Here is a 19,839-nt window from a genome sequence, read left to right on the forward strand (position 1 = left end):
CTCAAGATGGTCGCAATTCGCAAGCTTGACGGATCGCGCGTCAGCGATCAGCTCAACTGCTTGCACACGTCTAAAATGGTATGTGGGCTTTCTCGATTAAGCTCTGGTTTCTCTATGGATGAACGACCCTAACCGGTCCATCCTGCGCTCCGCCGCTGCTCGTTAGAGTTTTTGTCCTTCCCATGGCTCGATGTATTCGACGGTCCACTTTGCGCCGATTTTGTTGAAAAAGTCGCCGTCGCAACTGTTCGCGACGTTTCTGTGAGCAAGGCGCGCGTCAGTTCGTCTCGGCTTAGGCAGGCATTGGGGCGGGCGACGGGACCAGCTTTGCCAGTCTTCGGAGGTTCTGGGCGGTAGCGGCGAGCAGGAACTCGTCGTGAGCGCCGTAAGGTCCTCTCAGCCGGAGCCGGTCGAGGCGCAGAATGCGCTTCAGGTGCGCGAACAGCATCTCGATCTTCTTGCGCTCACGTCGCGACGTCACATAGGCCTCGGTCCTGGCGATGCCGCGCGCCACATCTCTTGCGCTCTCGTAGACGGAACGCGGCACCTTCCGGGAAGGCATCTTCGGACAGCACCGTGGCTTGAGCTTGCAGATATCGCAGTCATACTTGCTCGCACGATAGAGAAGTGTCGCTCCGTCATTGACCAAGGTCCCGGTAGAAGCCAGCACTTTGCCTGCCGGGCAGCGATAGATGTCGGTCTCTGCATCGTAGGCGAAGTCGTCCCGCGCGAACGTCCCATCGTTACGGGCTGACTTGTCAAACACCGGAATGTGCGGCTCGATAGCGCGCTCGTCGACCAGCCAACCCAGCATCTCGGCTGATCCATAAGCGCTATCGGCAGCCAGACGCTCGGGGCGCAGTCCGAGGCGTTCTTCCGTGCGGTCGATCATCGTGCGTGCTGCGCCGACCTCGGCTTGTCGGATCGCGCGGGTCGCTTCGACGTCGACGATAATCGCAACCTTCAGATCGATTAGGTAGTTGTCGGCATAGGCGAAGAAGGCATGGCCCTTGTGAGCGCCGGTCCATTGCGCGGCCGGATCCGATCTTGAGACGAACTTCGGCACCGTCTCACTTGCTGTGCCCCAGGCCGCTTCATCAAGCGTTTCGAGATATTCCCTGACCGACCGGCGGGTTCTGGCAAGGCCCTCCCAGTCCTGCTGATCGGCGCTCGCAGCCGAGCGTTGCTTGTTGGCGTCGGCGGCGATCAGACTGGCGTCGACCGCAAAGGCGGTACCGTCGACCAATCCCTCAGACATACAGCGACGAACGACAGTCTCGAACAGCTTGCGCAGCAAGTCGCAATCGCGGAAGCGACCATGCCTGTTCTTGGAGAAAGTCGAATGATCCGGCACTTCGCCATCGAGGCCGAGCCGGCAGAACCAGCGATAAGCGAGGTTTAGGTGAACCTCTTCACACAACCGCCGCTCGGAACGAATGCCATAGCAGTAGCCGACCAGCAGCATCCGCACGAGCAGTTCAGGATCGATCGAAGGCCGGCCTGTCGAGCTGTAGAAAGGCGCCAACTCGCTCCGAATACCCGACAGATCGACGAAGCGGTCGATAGACCTCAGAAGATGAGAGGCCGGCACATGCCGCTCAAGCGAGAACTCGTAGAACAGAGCCGCCTGATCAATCTGCTGGGGACCCATCATCGATTCAGCCTCCGTCAATACCGTTAGTGAATCAGCGATCGCGTTCGGCTTCAACCAGGGTTTTTCAACACAATCCGCCATGAGCGGCCATCCAGGACATGGCTGCCGCCTCCATCAATTCCGATATGACGAATCAACCCGGTCGAGCTTGCGGAGAAGCGCGGGCCAGGCCAGTTCACCACTGAGGCCCGGCACGTTGTCGCGCGGCTTCATACGATCGTAAGTCTGCTGCAAGACGTCTTGCGGAGGCGTGATCAGCTTGGTGTTGCAGGACAGGGCTGCGACCTGCACCGCGCAAGCGCGCTCCATCCGAAACAGCACATTGAATGCCGCGGCAATCGTCTTGCCGACCACGAGCAGTCCGTGATTGCGCAGCACCATGGCTTCATGGTTGCCGAGATGAGCAACTAGTCGCTCCCGCTCTTCAGGATTGTCCGCGATGCCCTCGAAGTCATGATAGGCGACGTGAAGGAACCGCATGCAGGTCTGCGCCACCGGCAGTAACCCGCACTCCATTGCAGAGACGGCCATGCCGGCAACCGTATGCGTATGCGCAACGCAATCGACATCATGGCGCGCCATATGGATCGCGCTATGGATTACGAAGCCGGCCGCGTTCACAGCGTAATCGGACGCGTTGAATAGGACGTTGCCATCGACATCGATTTTGACGAGGCTTGACGCGTCGATCTCCTCATAGAGCATGCCATAGGGATTAATAAGAAACTCGTTCTCCGTGCCCGGAACACGGCAAGAGATGTGATTGGCGATCATTTCAGTCATGCCGTACATGGCGGTCAGGCGATAACAAGCCGCAAGGTTGACGCGCGACTGCCATTCTTCCGGGCTGACCTGATCCTGGACCGATCGAACGACCTTAACGGCCGGTGCACTGATGGCGGCATTCATAGGTTTCTTCCTTGATTGTTTTGCTGCAGGTTAGTGATCGCTCACCCCACAGGCAAGCAGTCGGCGATCCTCCTCAGCCCTTTATTCCAGAATGATGTTAGCGTCGCGAATGAGCTTGCCCAGACGTTCCCGTTCACTCACCACATGGGCACCAAGTTCGACCGGCGTCATCGCCCATGGCACGTTGCCGATCGCTTCCATGCGCTTCGCGAAATTGGGCGTGTTCACGACGCGTGTGATTGAAGTGCTGAGCTTGTCCAGCACGGGCTGAGGCGTGCCGGCCGGCGCGAATACCGCGAACCACGTTTCACCGACAATGCGGGGGTAGCCCAGTTCCTTGAATGTCGGCACGTCCGGCATCTGCGGCAGACGCTGCTCCGACAACACGGCCAACGCGCGATACATGCCGGCCTTGTGGTTTGGCGCTGAATTCGTCAGCGCCTCTACGTTGCTGTCGACGATCCCTCCGAGCATATCGTTCATCGCAGGCGCGGCGCCGCGATAATGCACATGCTGGAACTTGACCCCGAGCCCGCGCGCCACGATCTCGCCCATCAGATGTACCGTGCTGCCCGGTCCGTTCGTGGCGTTATTGACCTTGCCCGGATTGGCCAGCGCATAGGCGCGAAATGCCGTGATGTCGGCCGCGGGAAAGTCCTTTTTGACGACGAAGGCGAACGGCACCTTCACTACCATCGCGACCGGCGCGAAATCCTCCAGCTTGTACTTGATGGAGGGAAGCAGATGTGGGTTCGTCGTGAAGGTCGTTGCGCTGGCGAACAGCAACGTATAGCCGTCCTTATCTGCGCCGGCGACCATCTGCGCGCCGAGCGACGTACTGGCACCGCCACGATTTTCGATAACGACCTGTTTTCCGAAGTCCGCGCTGAGTTGCTCGACCAGAATACGACCGACGATGTCGGTTGTTCCGCCCGGCGGAAATGGAACGACGAGGGTGATATTGTGATCGGGATAGGCTTGCGCGTGCGCTTGAGTGTCGGCGAAGGCCAGCAGCGCCACCGCCATGCCTCCGAGCACCCGAGAAAAATTAAGCGTGGGCATATTAGCTTCCTTCCCTGATATCTCGCGCCATTCGGCGTCGACTTTTTGCAATCCAATGACTGTGGCACACAACATGGCCTCCGCAAAGATGCAGCCACTCTGCAGTGCTGCATGCAGGCTCGCTCAAATCGACATTACTGCGATGGGTTGACGCGGCGTGCTGCTATGGGATGGTGACGCGAAGGCTCGCCTCACTTCAATGACGAGCCTCACTGGCGAGAGAACGATCCCATGACCACAGCAGACGCTCCGATTCTGGCCCCGCGCCTGACGCCCTATGCCCGGGATGATCTCAGACGATTGATCGCTCCGCGCAGCGTCGCCATTGTCGGCGCCTCCGACCGCAAAGGTTCATTCGGCAATCGCGCGATGGAGAACTTGCAGAGCTTCGATGGCCCGGTGCATCTAGTGAATGCGCGCGCCACGTCCGTGGCAGGCCGCCCTTGTTTCCCATCGGTACAGGCCATCGGCGAAGTGCCCGACTGCGTGTTTGTCGCCGTGCCCCGGGAGATGGTCGAGAGCGTGGTGCAGGATTGCGCGAGCGCAGGCGTCGGCGGGGTCGTGATCGTCGCGTCCGGCCTCGCCGAAACGGCAAAGCCCGATCGCGTGGCCGAGCAGAGTCGAATCGTCGCCCTCGCGCGTGGCGCGAATATGCGCCTCGTCGGCCCCAACACGATCGGCCTTCTCAACTACGACATCGGTGCCGGCCTGACGTTCTCGGCCATGCCCGCACGCCGCCCGCTTTTGCCGCATGCCATCGGCATTGTCAGCCAGTCAGGGTCCCTCGGCTTCTCGCTGGCACAGGCAGCCGAGCTTGGCGTCGCGGTCAGTCATGTCCTGACCGCCGGAAACTCGGCCGATGTCGACGTCGCCGACTATGTCGCCTACCTCGCAAAAGATCCTGCGTGTAAGGCGATCGTCTGCGTATTCGAAGGCATGGCACATCCACAGCGCATGGATCATGCCCTGCGACTTGCGTGGTCTGTCAACAAGCCGGTCATCATGTACAAGATGGCCACTGGTAACGAAGGCGCGCGCGCGGCGATGTCGCATACCGGCTCGCTCGCGGGATCGAACGAAGCCTATGCCGCAATGTTCGCGCGCGCCGGGGTCATCCAGGTCGATCGGCTCGAATATCTGATCGAGACCGCCGCGTTCTTCGCGAAGGCGCCGCCTCCCAAAGCGGATGGCGTTGCCGTGATCGCGACCTCTGGGGGCGCCACTATAATGGCGGCAGACAAGGCCGAACTGCACGGCATTCCGTTGCCACAACCTGCTGCCCACGCACGCGAGCTGCTGGCGACCCACGTGCCGGACTTCGGTTCGCCACGAAATCCCTGCGACGTTACCGCGCAACTGATGAACGACATGGACGCGCTGGATACCTGTGTTGATGCTTTGATGGCTGACGGGCAATTCGGCGCGATGGTGACGTCGCACGCTTATGCCTATGAATCCGCCACCTCCCGGCTCCCCGTCTTCGGTCGCGCCGCCGCCAAACATGGCAAGATCGTTTGTAACGTCTGGGCGCCGGCTTGGCTTGGCGGCCCGGGTACGATCGAAACCCATCGAGACAGCAATCTTGCGTTGTTCATTGGCATGGATCGCTGCTTTGCCACCCTGGCTGCTTGGCAGCAGCGCGAACGCTTGCGTCACATGGTGCCCGACAAGCAGGCCGCACGGTGCTCCCCACCGGAAGCTGCAGGACGCGCAGCCGAGATCCTGAACGCCACCGCCGAGGCGGCATTGACCGAAAGCCAGAGCAAGCGCATCGCCGCCGCTTACGGCATTCCCGTGGTCGAAGAGGCTGTGGTGGCGACCGCCGATGATGCTGTGGTCGCAGCCGATCGTCTGGGATATCCCGTCGTGCTCAAGATCGAGAGCCCGGACATAATGCACAAGACGGAAGCCGGCGTGGTCAGCCTCAGCGTGCAGAATGCGCAGGATGTCCGCGATGCTGGGCGTCTTCTGTTCGAACGCGCGCGCGCCATCGTTCCGACACCGCGCATCAACGGACTGCTGGTCCAACCGATGATTCCTAAGGGCGTGGAGGTCATGGTCGGCGTGCGCAACGATCCGCTGTTCGGCCCGTTGGTGTTGGTCGGACTGGGAGGAATTCTAGTCGAACTGCTGAAAGACGTCGCCATTGCAATCGCTCCTGTCTCAGCCGCAGAGGCGCGACGCATGGTTATCGGTCTGAAGGGCGCAGCATTGCTGACCGGCTTTCGCGGCAGCGCGGCGATCGATATCGATGCGCTCAGCGAGATTGTGGCGCGCGTGTCGGAACTCGCCGACGATCACCGCGTGACAATTGCGGAAATGGATTTCAACCCGTTGATCTGTGGCGCGAACCGTATCACCACGGTTGATGCGCTTATTGTGAAAAGACCAACCGAATAGAAGACTGTGATGCCAAGCCGGCCTTGCACCGCCGCTGTGGTGCTGCTCATCGGCGTCCGCTTTGCGCCACAAGCGGCCTGAGGTCGCCGGCGCATTGAGAAAATTCCGCTCGGCGAGTGGGCTTTTTCTTTTGAAAAAAGTGGGATTCATGCACGTGAAGCACCCTAACCGGTCCGATGCCCCTAGGCCGTAGAGTTTTGATACCCCCCCTCCGAGAGGCAAACTTGACCAGGATTGCGATCGATCGCCAAGAGCGCAAGCTCCGCGTCGGGCACGCGCAACATGATCAGCGCTAAAATCACGAGTGGGTTGCCGCGTTAGAAACGGATGGCTTTATACATTGAGCTTCCATTTCTTCCTGCGTGAGCAGCCTAGCCAGTCCGACGCCGCTATTGGCACTGTAATTACCGGCGTGCTCGCTGATGGGCTTTTTGTCTTGAGGTCAGACTTTCTCTAAATGAAACACCCTAGCCGGTCCGATGCCCCTAGGCCGTAGAGTTTTGATACCCCCCCTCCGAGAGGCAAACTTGACCAGGATTGCGATCGATCGCCAAGAGCGCAAGCTCCGCGTCGGGCACGCGCAACATGATCAGCGCTAAAATCACGAGTGGGTTGCCGCGTTAGAAACGGATGGCTTTATACATTGAGCTTCCATTTCTTCCTGCGTGAGCAGCCTAGCCAGTCCGACGCCGCTATTGGCACTGTAATTACCGGCGTGCTCGCTGATGGGCTTTTTGTCTTGAGGTCAGACTTTCTCTAAATGAAACACCCTAACCGGTCCGATGCCCCTACCCCTCAGAGTTTTGACCACCCCCCCTCTCTGGCGGGAGTGGATGTAATCTCGAAGGCTCGCGACTTCCGCCCCCATGGGAGCAACCTGTAAAACGTTTTTACCGGTTGCTACAGCCGCTTCCGTCAGCAACGCTATCTGAGGTCTCGCGCCTTGCCGCGCCACGCACGGATGGCTTTCTGTATTGAGCTTTTGTTTCTTTCCGTGTGAACCACCCTAACCGGTCCGATGCCCCTGCCCCTAGAGTTTTGACAACTCCTCAGATGCGACGATGGGGCGACCGCGCGACTGTCGACGTCGGTCGTCCATTTGGCCCGAGCTGTTATCTAGGGGTGTTTCGCCCGGACGCACCGTCGCGACTTCAGCGACCAGCGCCGGACGGGAGCATCCTTTCCGACGCGGAACGGTCTGCTGCTTCAGATTGTCTGCGCAAGCCGACGCAGGCAAGGTTGGACGTTCGCCGTAGTCTTCTGGCCGTTCCGCAGCAGAACCGCCAGAAGTACGCGGCACCGGACGGACAGATGGAGCGCGAGGGCAACGCCCCTTCTCGCTAAGCGCGCCTTTCGCAGCCAAGGGCGGAGGTTCCATCATGTTGGCCGCTTCGTCACCCGGACTCTGAGAACAGCTTCCGCTAGTTTCTCATCGTCCAACTCGCCATGGCGCTCAAGCCCGGACACCCGAGCAAGCTCGCTGTCGCTCATCTCACCCAAGATAAGCCAGCCATCGCTTCCAATGCGTGACGCGACGCGATGCTGAACGATCTCGATTCCTTCGTATTTCCTTTGAAAGGCAGCCTGCCGCCTGACAATTCCCGTGGATGTGTGTCCCATTGAAGTTTCAGGTGAAGGTTCCATTGAAGGTTTATGCCGCAAGCTATGCGGCTCGGTCTCAGTGCTCGATGCGGTGTGGGCGGGCCGCATTCGTGCCGACGGTTTCTCAGGTTTTGGCGCGGCGACCATCACGTTTGAGCCCATATTCAGGCGATAGCAGTAACCACGCCACTGGCCGCGTCGTTTTGGCATATGTTCGCGCGTGAGGGTTTTCTGGTTCTCAAGGATCTTGAGCTGACGCTGAACAGTATCGACGGACATCTCGGTGTCCTTGGCGAGCGTCTCCTGAGCCGGCCAGCAAAACCCGTTTTCGTCGGCGTAGGTGGCGATTGCCAGCAAGAGCACTTTTCGCGCCTTAGACCCGGTAACTTGCCGGCGCGCCCATTCCGTCGCTTGCCAGCTCACGACCGCGATCCCCGCGGTTTTGGCACCGCAGCCATTGCTCGCACAACGGTTTTAAAGCACCCGATGTACCTTCCCCGCGCAGTGAATGCCTCGAACTGCCGTGGAGCAATCTGTCTAACCAAACCCAGCCGTTGGCGCCCGAAATATAGCGAATAGTCTTGCGGGTCATGACCTGCGGCCGTTGCGATGGCACGACGGCTGCGCGGCGACCGGTTGCTATCCGACTCGCGGATCCCGCAGTTCTCGGTGAGGATGTTCACCGGCTGCACCGCTTGGAATTCATCCATTCCACCAGATCGGTCTGGCAATAGCGGATTGCTCGTCCCATCCTGATGAAGAGTGGGCCCGTGCCGGCCACTCGCCAGGCCTGGAGCGTTCGCTTCGAAATCGACAAAAAGCGAGCCGCTCGCTCCTCGCACAACAGCGGGGGCAAACTAATCTGAGACGTATCCATCGGTAGCTCCGTGCGCTCGAGCAGTGAGACGGACAGCATGTCGGTCGAGCGCATTGAGCCGTAACAGAGACGGTTAGCCCGAAAAGAAAATCATCTTCTCGATTGGCCAGACCGGAGCTCACTGGTCCGCTTGATTGGCCAATCTGGAAAAACTTTCGATCTCCGGCCCGCTCGAAGGTCGTCCCCGATCGTCTTCAAGCTGCGGATTGTCTTCGAACCGAGGTTAGCTTTTGCGATGTCGGCGCGAACATCGTCGGCTATTTGAGACGCGGTGCTCTCAGTAATTCCCTTGTAAGCGGGAAATTTCAGCCAACAGGCTACGGCTCGGTGCCAGACTATGCGCCTGATCGCATAGAGCTTCTTGCTCTTCGCGATAGGTCCGGCCGCTCGCCCAGCAATGGAGGCTGCGCCTGCGGCTGCAAGGGAGTTGATCTGGCTCACTCGAAACTCGCCATAGTCGAACATGGCTTTGGCCAGATAAGGCATGTACTGCTCGATATGCGGAAGCTTCTCTAGCTGGAGCAAGGTCATCAACAAATCGCCCGCGATGCGTACCTCAGACAGCTCCTCTGACTCGTGAATAACGTCGTGGTACCACAACACCTCGTCATCGCAGAGCCGCTCCTCGACAAAGTCGAGCTCCTCTGGTGGGAGGCGCGTTTGATCAGTCGCGTATTCGTGTTCTTCCAGAACATCCCTTGCCTCTTGGCAGACCTCGTCGAGGTTTAATGGGATACGCGGAGTGGAAGGTAAAAGGTTTTTGCCGCTTACCAACGACGTACGTACGGTCCGCGATAGAACACCGCGCGAATGCTTTACGAGGTATTCGCGGGGCTCCCCCTCGTTGGTTGCGATCTGGTGATATTTGCGAACCAGAGGCACGCTCGCGTTGGTCTTTGTTTTTTTCTGAGATTTCATAGCGGCTTTCCCTCGCGTCCGCGCGTTGCGCGTGATTCGCGCTCACTTTGGCCTGAATGCCTCAGCGCTAATCTGCCAAACTTGCGATTTGCCACAGAAATCCAATACGCTGCTCTCCTACCGCGTTCGCTGATGGTTGTTTCAGAGCAGCAACCGCCAATAGAGACTCGATAAGCAGCCGGTGAACCATCACCCTTGCGCTTATGGACAACCCTCCGAACAATAATCTTGACGGCCTCGGTGAAATCACCGGCATTCTGGCGCTCGGTCTCCAGCGTCTTAATGCCCGCAAGTCCAGTCTCATTTCGCTGGCAAATCGAGATTCTCCGCTCGACTTCAACCCCGGGTCGCCCGGTGATGTCCCTCGTAAGCACGAGGAAACCGACACGTGAATGACACGGTTTTAAGCCAATTAGCCGCCCTGAAGGGCGCATCTGCCCCCGTTTTGAAGGCAAAGTGGCGGGAGCTGTTCGAGAGCGAACCGCCCCAATATAACCGGCGCTTTCTGGAGAGCCGGCTGGCCTACCGCATCCAGGAGCTGGCCTACGGCGGCCTTGCCCGCGAGACCCTCGACCGGCTCCGCGCCATGGCCAAGCAATATGACGCCAAGACGGTTGCTGAACGAAAAGCCCGACCGGTCCACCGGCCGATTGCCGGCACCCAACTGATCCGCGAGTGGCAGGGCGTCTCGCATTGCGTGACGGTTCGGATCGAGGACTTCGAATATCTCGGACGACCGTACAAGTCGCTGTCGTCCGTCGCCCAGGAAATCACCGGCACCAAGTGGAATGGCTGGGTGTTCTTCGGCCTCAAGAATTACCAGGTAAAAGCATGACCGCTCGCCGTAGCAACTCCGCCGCGTCGAAATTTTCAGCCAGCAGTGATGGCATTCACCGGTCGACGAGCCGCGGCGTTGCCATGGCACCGCTCCGGAAACTGCGCTGCGCGGTCTATACCCGCAAATCCAGCGAGGAGGGCCTCGATATGGAATTTAACTCGCTGGAAGCCCAACGCGAGGCCTGCGAGGCCTACATCTCTAGCCAGCGCGCCGAGGGCTGGACGCTAGTCCCAGACCGCTATGACGATGGTGGAATATCCGGCGGCACCCTGGAGCGGCCTGCGCTGAAGCGGCTGCTTGCCGACATCGAAGCCGGCAAGCTGGATGTGGTCCTGGTCTACAAGATCGACCGGCTTTCCCGATCCATGCTGGATTTCCTCAAGCTGGTCGAAACCTTCGACGGCCGGGATGTCACCTTCGTCTCCATCACCCAATCATTCGACACCCGCAGCCCAATGGGCCGGCTAATGCTCAACGTGCTGCTGTCGTTTGGCCAGTTTGAGCGCGAGGTCACGGGCGAGCGGATCCGCGACAAGGTCGCCGCCTCCCGCAAGAAGGGCATGTGGATGGGTGGCTGGACGCCGCTCGGCTACGAGGTCCAGGACCGCAAGCTGATTATTCACGAAGCAGATGCCGAAACCGTGCGAGGCATCTTCAAGCGCTTCCTGGTTCTGAAGTCCGCAACCCTGCTAGCGCGGGAGCTGGTCCTGAAGGGGGCCACCAATCGATACGGCCACCTTCTGGATAAAGGCGTGCTCTACAAGCTGCTGAACAACCGGGTCTACATTGGCGAGGCCGTCCACAAGGGCACGTCCTACCCCGGCGAGCACCAGGCGATCATCGACCGCAGACTCTGGGATCAGGTCCACGCCCTCATGCAGGCCAGCCCCCGCAAACGGGCGGCCGGCGCCAGGGCGCAGACCCCGGCAATCCTGAAGGGGCTGCTGTTCGGTCCAGACGGTGCTGCGATGTCGCCGACCCACACCCGGAAAGCCGGCAAGCTCTATCGATATTACATCAGCCAGAGCGTCATCAAGCGCGGAACGGACGCCTGTCCGCTTCGCCAGGTGCCAGCAGCCGAGATCGAGCGCATCGTCATTGAGCAAATCCGGTCGCTGCTGCTGTCACCGGAGGTCATTGTCGCCACCTGGCGCGCAGCACACCAGGCCGACAAGGGGGTCAGCGAGCATGACGTCCGCAGCGCACTGGTCGAATTCGAACCACTCTGGGCCGAGCTGTTCCCCGCCGAGCAGGCCCGCATCATCGAGCTGCTGGTCGAGCGGGTCGACATCAGCCCCACCGGCATCGACCTCCGCCTTCGGGTCGATGGTCTGACGTCTCTCTGCAACGATCTCCGCGGCGTCACTGTCCAGCAGCAAGAGGCCGCATGACCACTCAACAGAACCTCATTGTTGGCAAGTCCCGCCGCCCGGCTCTCAGCCGAGACGGCCGAACGATCTCAGTCCACATTCCGATCACGCTGCGTCACCAGGGCGGTCGCAAGCAGGTCGTGACGCCGGCGGATGCGGCTCCTTGGATCCCGCGGGCCGCCCGCATCGACAGCACCCTCGTCAAAGCCGTTGTTCGGGCCCATCGTTGGCGGGACATGCTGGAGTCCGGCCGGTACAGCACGGTCCGGGACCTGGCAAAAGCGGAAAGCATCAACGAGTCATATCTCAGCCGGGTGCTGCGCTTAACACTGTTGGCACCGGTGATCATCCAATCGATCCTTGAGGGGCAACAGCCCGTGGGTCTCGAGCTTGACGGGCTGCTTGGACCCATTCCCCAGAATTGGGCGCAGCAGCAAAATCAGCTGATTTCTGAATAGCAAACTGCCGCGCAACGGCTCCAATTTCGTCTGCCGATCAGGGCTGAATTGCAGACGAGGAGCCCCGCGCCGATCGAATGTTATGGAACGTTTGACTGGGAAGGTAACGCGCTCGAAAAGACTGCACGCCATACCAAGCCCGGCAAGCTTATCTACTCATGATATGGCAGCTTGTGCTGCGACCCTTATTTCGTCGATTGCAAACGTTACTAGAAAGTCGCTGCTGGTTGGTTCGGTCCAAAATAATGCATGGGTTGGATGGTCTATCCGAAAAGCGACGTATGACGATTGCAGACTACGTACTTCGGCCATTGTCTCCGCGTTGTGGTGCGCCGCCCCGTTGCGGATCGTCTGGAGAGCTTTGGCGCTTGGAGTAATAGATGAGAATGCAGCGAGTAACTGGAGGTGGTTGCTTGGCCTCAGCTTTGTCAGAATTTTGTTGAGGACGTCGACGTCGCCCCAGGTAGGCTCTACACGAAGCACGGTATTTGTCGCGCCCCAGTAGGGCGGATTAGGCTTGTTTTTCGCGCGTATCGCCGCCCAAGAGACATGTGGGTCACTCACTGCTTCAATCAGCGGACTTACCGCTGCCCCCGAGGCAGAAGTCGTGCCCATGCAGCTATCGACAACGCATACTCGTGCAAAGCTGCACCATGATTGCCAGACACGAGACAGCAGCCCTTCCAACAAGCACTCATCTAACAATGAAAACTGATTGGCCGCAGCAAGCTGAGCCCGACCGGAAGAGAATGAGCGCAGCTCACTTGCCAGCACGTTCAGTTCAGCATCAAGAATTCCAAATGCTGCTGTGAGGCCCACCGCGGCTTACTCAACACGACCTTCGAGGGCTTCGCAGAAATAGCGAATGCGTTCTGCCCGTTGCGCCGTACGATTACCCCCCTCGGAAGCAGAACGTACAAAGTTTCTCAGAGAGCCATCTAGATCCTTCTCCTCATATGCGGCAGCAAGCATTTTTAGCGCTCCAAGCGCACTTTCGCGATCGCTGTAAAAATTCCCTGCACATTTAACGCCGATCATCTGCTCTGCTCCGGGCAGCCCATATCGCCGGTGGATCAGTGCACAAATAAGCGAGTGGAATACGTGAGGCCTCGTCAGAAAGGTCCCTTGCAATTCGGAAAAGTCTGACAAAATCACATCGAACGCGGCCGAGATTTTGTTGTCCATCTCGTCGCGCGCAGTGAAGAACACGTCGTAGCGCTTATAAAGATCTCTAAGCTTTGCCGGGCTCGTGCTGACAATCCCTTCTTCAATCGCGAGGGCTAAGTCAGCAACAAACTCCGCGTCTGCCATACGGATAACTTGTCTGCTGGTCAGAATTTTCCAATCAATCAAAGCCTTTCCGTATCTGTCTAGTGCTGTATTCACCCAATCTTTGAATTCGCCAAAAAATTCACTATGTCGTTTTTCCGGGCCATTGAGCGGGAGCGTATAGGCGTTCATGCGGCGAAACATTGAAAGAATTTCGGCACGACTGGCGTTCCGTATTACGTCGACTGACACGGTGTATGAGAAAAACGCATCCTGCTGCTCTTCCGTCAGGTCTTCAAAGCGCTTGCCCTTTAAGCCTTCCGCATTTGTGCCGAGTTCGAACCCGTTGGCAGCAAATTCCGCGATTGTACTAATCCGCTGTTGGCCATCAACTATCTCACGCATGGGCTTTCGGGTGCGCAAATCTAGCCGCTCATGGAAGTAAACCTTGGGGAACGGAAACTCCTTGAGAATTGTGTCGATGAAATAGCTCTTCGCGGAAGGTGGCCATAAGCCCGACCCACGTTGATATTCCTTGTTTGGTACTAAGGTTTTCGTTTGGTACCAGTCGACCAACTCGGCGATTGAATATTTTCCCTCGTCGACCTTCATACAAGATTCTCCAATTGATGTGTCCCACCGTTTACCAGACACGCAAACGGATGCTCGGAGCGCTGCCTCAAGGCTTTAGGTCGACTGCTCCTTGATACGTCGCCTGTCAGCGTCCTGCCAACTAAATCGCGTCAGGTTTAACAGAATGCACGCGAAGCGTGGCCGCCGACCATTCTGATCACACCGACGGAGTTCGGAGGTGCCACGATGAATGCATACTTGTATAAATTTAAAATGGTCGTTTGGCTTCGATTGCTGGAGTCAGCCTCAGACCTAGAGCCAGACCCGAAGCCATGGAAACCGCCTCATCCTTGCCTTACGATCTCTTGAAAATCTCCGCGGCACACCAGATGCATACTCCTAGTTGCATGCATTCGGGCGGGATAGCCGCCCTAGGAAAGTACCAAAATCGGTTGCGATTGGCGATTAAACCGATTTCTGCCTTCAACTTTTCCAAAAGAGGGATTTCGAAAGTCGGCTGGAGACTTTTGAATCGTGGCGTCTTTGATGCCAGGTCTACTTTTCAGTGGAGTCTTCCAAGTGCAAGAACGCCATGCGACTGCGGGCCCCTGGGCTGGCGGTGCCGTCCGGCCGAATAGCAGGACGGCCAACAGCAATTTGGCGAAAGGTTGTGACGCTCTCGGTCGTCCGACAAGGATTCGAACCGTCAGCAAGATGGAGGCTGCAAACACCTTAAATGGCTGGCTTTGAGAACCGTACCAAATCGCCGAAGTACTAAGCTTTGGAGAAAAACGACGTCTCCAGCCTCAAATCTCCAAAATTGGCAGTTCTCTCGTACGGCACCACTTCCAGGGAAGGTTGTTTTTATTGGGCTTTTTGGACACTTTTGCGACCGGCGGCGTCAGGAGCGCAGCGTCGGTGGCGGAGAGAGTGTCCGCTGATTAGCAGTCCAGATCAATCCTGACTAATCGTCATATGTCTGAGACGCTGTCTGTTTTCATTATTTTTTTCTTTTTTTAGTCCAATGGCGTCTATTGCGATCCGCCTAAATCTGGCTCATTCTTGGGGGCTAAATCGGGGGCTGACGATGGGCACATTGACTGTTTTAAAGGTGAAGAACGCCAAGCTTGGCCGCTATGGCGATGGCGAGAAGCTTTACTTGGAGGTTTCAACATCCCTCGCCAAAAAGTGGCTACTGCGCTTCCGCTTGAACGGCAGGGATCGAGAAATGGGCCTGGGGAGTGCCAGCGTCATTTCGGTCTCTGAGGCCAGAGACCGTGCTGCAACCGCCCGACGCAAAATTGCGAACGGAATCGACCCGATTGATGACCGTCGAAAATCCGGCCGGGTACCGACCTTTGGTGCCTTCGCAGAGGAGGTCATAGCGTCTCGTGAGCAGGGCTTCCGCAACCCAAAGCACCGCCAGCAATGGAGGAACACCCTTCGGACCTATGCAATCAGTATCTGGGATAAGCCCGTAAATGCGGTCACCACGGATCACATCCAGAGCATTCTTGCTCCTATCTGGCTCACGAAGGCCGAGACGGCTTCAAGGGTTCGAGGACGCCTCCAGAAGATTCTCGATGCTGCGAAGTCCAGAGGTTATCGGGAAGGTGACAATCCGGCTGACTGGAAAGGAAACTTAGATCACCTTTTGGCAGATCAATCCACGGTAGTAAGGCGTCATCATGCAGCGATGGACTATGAAAAAGTCCCTGCCTTTTGTCGGCAACTCGAATCAGTGGGTGGTACAGCAGCGATTGCCCTGAAATTCGGCATCCTAACTGCGGCACGTACGGAGGAGGTGCGAGGTGCCGTATGGTCTGAGATCAACTGGGACAACAAAACCTGGGATCGACCTGCCGAGCGCATGAAAACAAAACAATTCCATCAGGTAACGCTTTCCGAACAAGCATTGGAGATTTTGAACCATCAACGTGTTGGACAGATCAACAAATTCGTTTTTCCTGGAAGCAAAACAGACCGGCCAATCTCAAGTCTGGAAACTCCGCTCGATAGGCTTAAAGTGACAGACGCAACCGTCCACGGTTTCAGATCGTCATTTCGTGATTGGGTCGGCGATAAGACTGAGTATCCTTCCGACCTTGCTGAACTGTGTCTGTCGCACATTTTAGGCAACAAGACAGAGAGAGCCTACCGGCGAAAAACGGCCGTCGAGAGAAGGCGGCAGCTAATGCAAGATTGGGCGGACTACTGTCAATCTGCGAATTCCCCTCCGGTTGGTCAGGCTTAGCGTCATGTTTGAAACGGGGCTCTTTCAACTTTGCGCCGGATGTCGAACGGTAGATTCGCTTGGCGTATTTTCTGTAGGCCGTATTCAGTTGTTAATCGATGTTAGACTTATTCCTATTCAACAATCGAGCCCCTCCCACTTCTCGACAAGGCCCCTGAATACCGACGCACGGCCTATCTTAAGTTGCTTTGCAATCGCTGATCGTCCTAAGCCCTTGCCCGTGAGTTCGAGCAACACGGCCCGATCAATATACTCGGGCACAGGCGGCATTTACAAATCGGCGGCCTTGACCCCATGCTATCCACCGGGACGAGACCGCCTCCCTTAATTGTAGAAAGGTAAGGAAGCTGGCAGCCCAAGTAACGCTGTGCGAGGTATCGGCAGTATAATTAGTCCGAGCAATGGGGAATCAAATGCGACTGATACCAGAAAATTATTCTAGCGGTCCGTGGCGCAATATCAAAAAATGGTCGGGGCACGAAACATGAAACCGCATACGGAACTACTGAGGCGAACGTCGGCCCCTATTTTCGATTTTTCCGATTCGCTCACTAGCCTGCTTTTCCATTTGCGTCTTTCTTCTCACCTCTTGCAACCGCTCTGGCGTATTCATCGTCGGCGCTGGTCGGGTCGGTGGTTTAACGACGGGAACGGCGGCCAATGCCGAGCCTACCGATACAGCTAACGACGCAACGATTGCCGTGAACCCGAAAAGCCGCATTCTAAAAACTCCTGCATCAAGTGATCCACGGAAGAACAACGCACTTCGATTTAAGGTCAACATCAGAATCGAAGATGCGCTGCCCAAACACTCATCAACTATCGATGGCGCAATTACCTAGCTCTGAAACTGCCACCGTCATTGCTGATGACACCATTGCGATTTCCGGGGCTAATAAGGCCATTCTGATTTGCAGGGCTTATAAGGCCATTGCGATTTCCCGGGCTAATAACGCCGGCCCCGTCTTGGCTGATAAGTCGGTTCGAGTTATTGCCAAGCAGGCGGGAAGCCGGAACGCTTCCTGCGAGAGCGCCGGGTTTGGCCACAACAACCGGCGCTGTACGATTACCGGGCCTAATAGCAGGGGCCGGCTTTGGCGCAGCGGGGCGGATTGGCTCAATTGTAAGCCTTGCCCGCTGAGGCGCAGCGCCTGCTCGATCCATCGATATCGGGATGAGTCCCAAAGTCATCAAAGCAATGTAGAGTGGTTTCATGATGATACTCCTTCTACGTTGTAAAATGGTTGCGCACTAAAAGTGAACACCTTGCCGAAAGCCTCAGATTTGGAGAGAATCGCTCTTGCAATAATTAAAATAACCCCGGCAAACTGCTAATAGTGTGCCGGACTCCGCAGGTCTCAGATATTCAACGATTCTTGATTAGTGTCCTACGGTGAACGGCGTTATAAGGCTGGTTATCTGCCCCGCATCGCACTCCCGTTATGACCGATAAAAGACCCGCCACGGTCGCTAATAAGGCCATTCTGATTTGCAGGGCTTATAAGGCCATTGCGATTTCCCGGGCTAATAACGCCGGCCCCGTCTTGGCTGATAAGTCGGTTCGAGTTATTGCCAAGCAGGCGGGAAGCCGGAACGCTTCCTGCGAGAGCGCCGGGTTTGGCCACAACAACCGGCGCTGTACGATTACCGGGCCTAATAGCAGGGGCCGGCTTTGGCGCAGCGGGGCGGATTGGCTCAATTGTAAGCCTTGCCCGCTGAGGCGCAGCACCTGCCGGATACATCGATATCGGGATAAGTCCGAAGGTCATCAAAGCAATATAGAACGGTTTCATGATGTTACTGCTCCTGCGTTTTAAAATGGTTGCGTAGCGCCAGTTCTAAAAATGAAACAGAGGCCTAATGGGCTGTTCTCCTCAAAATCGAAGATGAGCTTGGCGACGTGTCCAGTCGGATAACCTTGGGCGCACTGCGTTGGATCATTCGTTTGCTACCCTAGGGTGGCGAGAGGGCTCAGAGCGACATCAGCAATTCGGATGACACGACAGAAAACGAGAACTCGTGCCGAAGATGCCTGGCGTCCGCAGCGTTCCTCTGCGAGTGACGCCGATCAGTTCGAACCTGTTAAATTCGCCGGGCCGTGGATAGACCCGGTCCTGACTCGGAAGGATCGGAAAAGCCTGCTCGGAAATTCGTTGCTGAGAAAGCAGGATGCTGCGCTGACGTAGCGATGCCGACAGCATCGGATTGACGCAGCCGCCACTGGCGGTCTTGGCCTCAAAGCCGGGGCAGGCATTGTCTGCTCTTGCGGGCGACAGCGACGCCGAGGTCAAAAGTAGGACACACAGGGACATCTTGAAAATGTTTGTCATGATACTCTCTTAAAACCTCACCGTTCCGCCAAGGCTCAAAGCCCAGCCATCGCTAGAAATCAGCGGGGCACCTGTTCCCGGAAACACAAACCCGCCGATAGCTTTGTCGGGGTTATCATTTTCACGAGTCCAGACGTGCTCGACCTTGCCGCTCAGGGTGAAGTTGCTGGCCACAACGTAACCACCTTGCACACCAGCGGACCAGCGGGTCTTGGCGGGGATGAAGGAGAAGGTTGTAGGGTCGTAGCCGTTCCTGTCACGGTAAAGATAGCTGGCCGTCGGGCCTAGCGAAGAACCATTAGTGAATACGTAAGTGGTGTCGCTGTTGATGCGGAAAACATTGCTGGTCGAATTGGCAGGCTCCAAAACGAATACGCCGCCGGACGCCGTCGAAATACTATCGGAGTGGCTCCAGAAGGCATTCATACTGCTCTTCCATTGATCACTCCAGGCGTAAGACCCGCCCAACGTCAACAGTTCACGGTCACCCGCTTTATACTGCGCCACGCCGTTGTTCAGGCTTGGGGTTGTGGTCGTGAAAGAGCCAGAGCCTTGCAAGCTCACTGCGCCGGACGCATAGCCTAGGGAGAGCGTCACCGTAGCATCATCTCCGGGAGTGATTCTGTCCGTAGTGAAAAACGGATCGAACACACTTTCCTTGTTGAAATTGCCCCGGGACGTATACCCGCCGCTAATCGATGCCAGCAACTCCGAATTGATCGGAATGTTGACGCCGACGGTCGGTCCGATGTTGAAGCCCTCACCATAGCTCGATATGCCAACCAGATCGGGGTCCATGCGGGCATACCGAGAGGCACCGAATAACGCTGAACTGCCCGTCGGCAGGTTCATCAGAAGCGAGAAATACGGCTGCAAGCCGTTCAGACCGCTATAGGTTACTGTGGTAGATAACTGGGTGTCTGTGGCGGACGAAGCGGTACCTGCCTCGCCTGGAGTCTTCTGCTGGCCCCACACGTAACCCGAGCGTGCCGTGAGTTCTAGCTTCAGATCAGTACCCATCATGCCGGTCAGTGAGACGGCCGTCGGGATGTAGACCTGTGAACCTGATGCTGGCGCACCATAGGGGGCTTGATTGGCCAGCACCGGTGTTCCAAGTGTCCCGGTCCACGAATAATACTGCACCTCGGTGTTGAGTGAAGTCACCCAATTCGGTGCGACTTCGGCAACGGCTGTGGGGGCCTTTACCGGGCGGCTGGATAAATCGGCTGCGGAAGCCGATCCTGCGATCCCGATGCCAACAGCTAAAAATCCAAAAGAAAATCGAACAAAAGGCGTGCGCATAAAGATCAACCCCAGCACTTGCA

General features: G+C 57.3%; 15 protein-coding genes. 5 read left to right on the forward strand and 10 right to left on the reverse strand.

What is annotated here, in order from left to right; translation table 11 throughout:
• Positions 1-292: 292 nt before the first annotated feature.
• From FNL56_RS27025 to FNL56_RS27035, 3 genes are all read right to left on the reverse strand, one after another.
• A complete protein-coding gene (locus FNL56_RS27025; protein ID WP_143579312.1) occupies positions 293-1,654 on the reverse strand; it encodes an IS1182 family transposase in 1,362 nt (453 codons plus the stop codon).
• Between the two features lie 114 nt (positions 1,655-1,768).
• The gene (locus FNL56_RS27030) at positions 1,769-2,563 is read right to left on the reverse strand and encodes a class II aldolase/adducin family protein (RefSeq protein ID WP_143582488.1); all 795 of its coding nucleotides are present in this window, start codon (positions 2,561-2,563) and stop codon (positions 1,769-1,771) included.
• Positions 2,564-2,644: 81 nt separating this feature from the next.
• Complete coding sequence (locus FNL56_RS27035; RefSeq protein ID WP_143578473.1) at positions 2,645-3,625, reverse strand: Bug family tripartite tricarboxylate transporter substrate binding protein; 981 nt, start codon at positions 3,623-3,625, stop codon at positions 2,645-2,647.
• Between the two features lie 231 nt (positions 3,626-3,856).
• On the opposite strand from FNL56_RS27035, the gene FNL56_RS27040 reads away from it, so the two are divergent.
• Positions 3,857-6,025 carry an acetate--CoA ligase family protein gene (locus FNL56_RS27040; protein ID WP_143578474.1) on the forward strand — a complete coding sequence of 723 codons (2,169 nt, stop codon included), beginning with the start codon at positions 3,857-3,859 and terminating at the stop codon, positions 6,023-6,025.
• A 1,377-nt stretch (positions 6,026-7,402) separates the two neighbouring features.
• Here FNL56_RS27040 and FNL56_RS27045 read toward each other — a convergent pair.
• The 3 genes from FNL56_RS27045 to FNL56_RS27055 form a co-directional block, all read right to left on the reverse strand.
• Positions 7,403-7,990 carry a helix-turn-helix domain-containing protein gene (locus FNL56_RS27045; RefSeq protein ID WP_168204702.1) on the reverse strand — a complete coding sequence of 196 codons (588 nt, stop codon included), beginning with the start codon at positions 7,988-7,990 and terminating at the stop codon, positions 7,403-7,405.
• A 316-nt stretch (positions 7,991-8,306) separates the two neighbouring features.
• Positions 8,307-8,558 (reverse strand): helix-turn-helix domain-containing protein, encoded by a 252-nt coding sequence (locus tag FNL56_RS28940; protein ID WP_210245444.1) that lies wholly within the window; start codon positions 8,556-8,558, stop codon positions 8,307-8,309.
• Between the two features lie 36 nt (positions 8,559-8,594).
• Positions 8,595-9,422 (reverse strand): hypothetical protein, encoded by an 828-nt coding sequence (locus FNL56_RS27055; protein WP_143578476.1) that lies wholly within the window; start codon positions 9,420-9,422, stop codon positions 8,595-8,597.
• Positions 9,423-9,810: 388 nt separating this feature from the next.
• On the opposite strand from FNL56_RS27055, the gene FNL56_RS27060 reads away from it, so the two are divergent.
• The 3 genes from FNL56_RS27060 to FNL56_RS27070 are packed head-to-tail and all read left to right on the forward strand — an operon-like array spanning position 9,811 to position 12,088.
• Positions 9,811-10,257 carry a DUF2924 domain-containing protein gene (locus FNL56_RS27060; RefSeq protein ID WP_143582490.1) on the forward strand — a complete coding sequence of 149 codons (447 nt, stop codon included), beginning with the start codon at positions 9,811-9,813 and terminating at the stop codon, positions 10,255-10,257.
• On the forward strand, positions 10,254-11,651 hold the full coding sequence (locus FNL56_RS27065) for a recombinase family protein (protein WP_143582491.1): 1,398 nt from the start codon (positions 10,254-10,256) through the stop codon (positions 11,649-11,651). The genes FNL56_RS27060 and FNL56_RS27065 overlap by 4 nt, the downstream gene beginning before the upstream one ends.
• On the forward strand, positions 11,648-12,088 hold the full coding sequence (locus FNL56_RS27070; protein WP_143582492.1) for a hypothetical protein: 441 nt from the start codon (positions 11,648-11,650) through the stop codon (positions 12,086-12,088). Before FNL56_RS27065 ends, FNL56_RS27070 begins: the two co-directional genes overlap by 4 nt.
• A 156-nt stretch (positions 12,089-12,244) precedes the next feature.
• Here FNL56_RS27070 and FNL56_RS27075 read toward each other — a convergent pair whose 3' ends face one another.
• Together FNL56_RS27075 and FNL56_RS27080 are read right to left on the reverse strand one after the other, a co-directional pair.
• Positions 12,245-12,907, reverse strand: coding sequence for a hypothetical protein (locus FNL56_RS27075; RefSeq protein ID WP_143582493.1), 663 nt, complete (start codon positions 12,905-12,907; stop codon positions 12,245-12,247).
• Positions 12,908-12,913: 6 nt separating this feature from the next.
• Positions 12,914-13,969, reverse strand: a complete 1,056-nt coding sequence (locus FNL56_RS27080; protein ID WP_143582494.1) for a DUF262 domain-containing protein — start codon at positions 13,967-13,969, stop codon at positions 12,914-12,916.
• Between the two features lie 1,048 nt (positions 13,970-15,017).
• Between FNL56_RS27080 and FNL56_RS27085 the strand changes: the two genes are divergently transcribed.
• Positions 15,018-16,184 carry a tyrosine-type recombinase/integrase gene (locus tag FNL56_RS27085; protein WP_143582495.1) on the forward strand — a complete coding sequence of 389 codons (1,167 nt, stop codon included), beginning with the start codon at positions 15,018-15,020 and terminating at the stop codon, positions 16,182-16,184.
• Between the two features lie 1,982 nt (positions 16,185-18,166).
• On the opposite strand, the gene FNL56_RS27090 is transcribed toward FNL56_RS27085, so the two are convergent.
• Both FNL56_RS27090 and FNL56_RS27095 read right to left on the reverse strand, forming a co-directional pair.
• Complete coding sequence (locus tag FNL56_RS27090) at positions 18,167-18,514, reverse strand: hypothetical protein (RefSeq protein WP_143582496.1); 348 nt, start codon at positions 18,512-18,514, stop codon at positions 18,167-18,169.
• Positions 18,515-18,523: 9 nt separating this feature from the next.
• Positions 18,524-19,825: a hypothetical protein gene (locus FNL56_RS27095; protein WP_210245445.1), complete on the reverse strand. Its 1,302-nt coding sequence runs from the start codon at positions 19,823-19,825 to the stop codon at positions 18,524-18,526.
• Positions 19,826-19,839: the final 14 nt, after the last annotated feature.

It is taken from the genome of Tardiphaga sp. vice304, from assembly GCF_007018905.1.
Lineage (GTDB): Bacteria > Pseudomonadota > Alphaproteobacteria > Rhizobiales > Xanthobacteraceae > Tardiphaga.

Coding starts and splice junctions, on each gene's coding strand:
- FNL56_RS27025 (WP_143579312.1), bottom strand. CDS start 1,654: ATGATGGGTCCCCAGCAGATTGATCAGGCGGCTCTGTTCTACGAGTTC.
- FNL56_RS28940 (WP_210245444.1), bottom strand. CDS start 8,558: ATGCGCTCGACCGACATGCTGTCCGTCTCACTGCTCGAGCGCACGGAG.
- FNL56_RS27035 (WP_143578473.1), bottom strand. CDS start 3,625: ATGCCCACGCTTAATTTTTCTCGGGTGCTCGGAGGCATGGCGGTGGCG.
- FNL56_RS27030 (WP_143582488.1), bottom strand. CDS start 2,563: ATGAATGCCGCCATCAGTGCACCGGCCGTTAAGGTCGTTCGATCGGTC.
- FNL56_RS27090 (WP_143582496.1), bottom strand. CDS start 18,514: ATGACAAACATTTTCAAGATGTCCCTGTGTGTCCTACTTTTGACCTCG.
- FNL56_RS27055 (WP_143578476.1), bottom strand. CDS start 9,422: ATGAAATCTCAGAAAAAAACAAAGACCAACGCGAGCGTGCCTCTGGTT.
- FNL56_RS27065 (WP_143582491.1), top strand. CDS start 10,254: ATGACCGCTCGCCGTAGCAACTCCGCCGCGTCGAAATTTTCAGCCAGC.
- FNL56_RS27040 (WP_143578474.1), top strand. CDS start 3,857: ATGACCACAGCAGACGCTCCGATTCTGGCCCCGCGCCTGACGCCCTAT.
- FNL56_RS27085 (WP_143582495.1), top strand. CDS start 15,018: ATGGGCACATTGACTGTTTTAAAGGTGAAGAACGCCAAGCTTGGCCGC.
- FNL56_RS27080 (WP_143582494.1), bottom strand. CDS start 13,969: ATGAAGGTCGACGAGGGAAAATATTCAATCGCCGAGTTGGTCGACTGG.
- FNL56_RS27070 (WP_143582492.1), top strand. CDS start 11,648: ATGACCACTCAACAGAACCTCATTGTTGGCAAGTCCCGCCGCCCGGCT.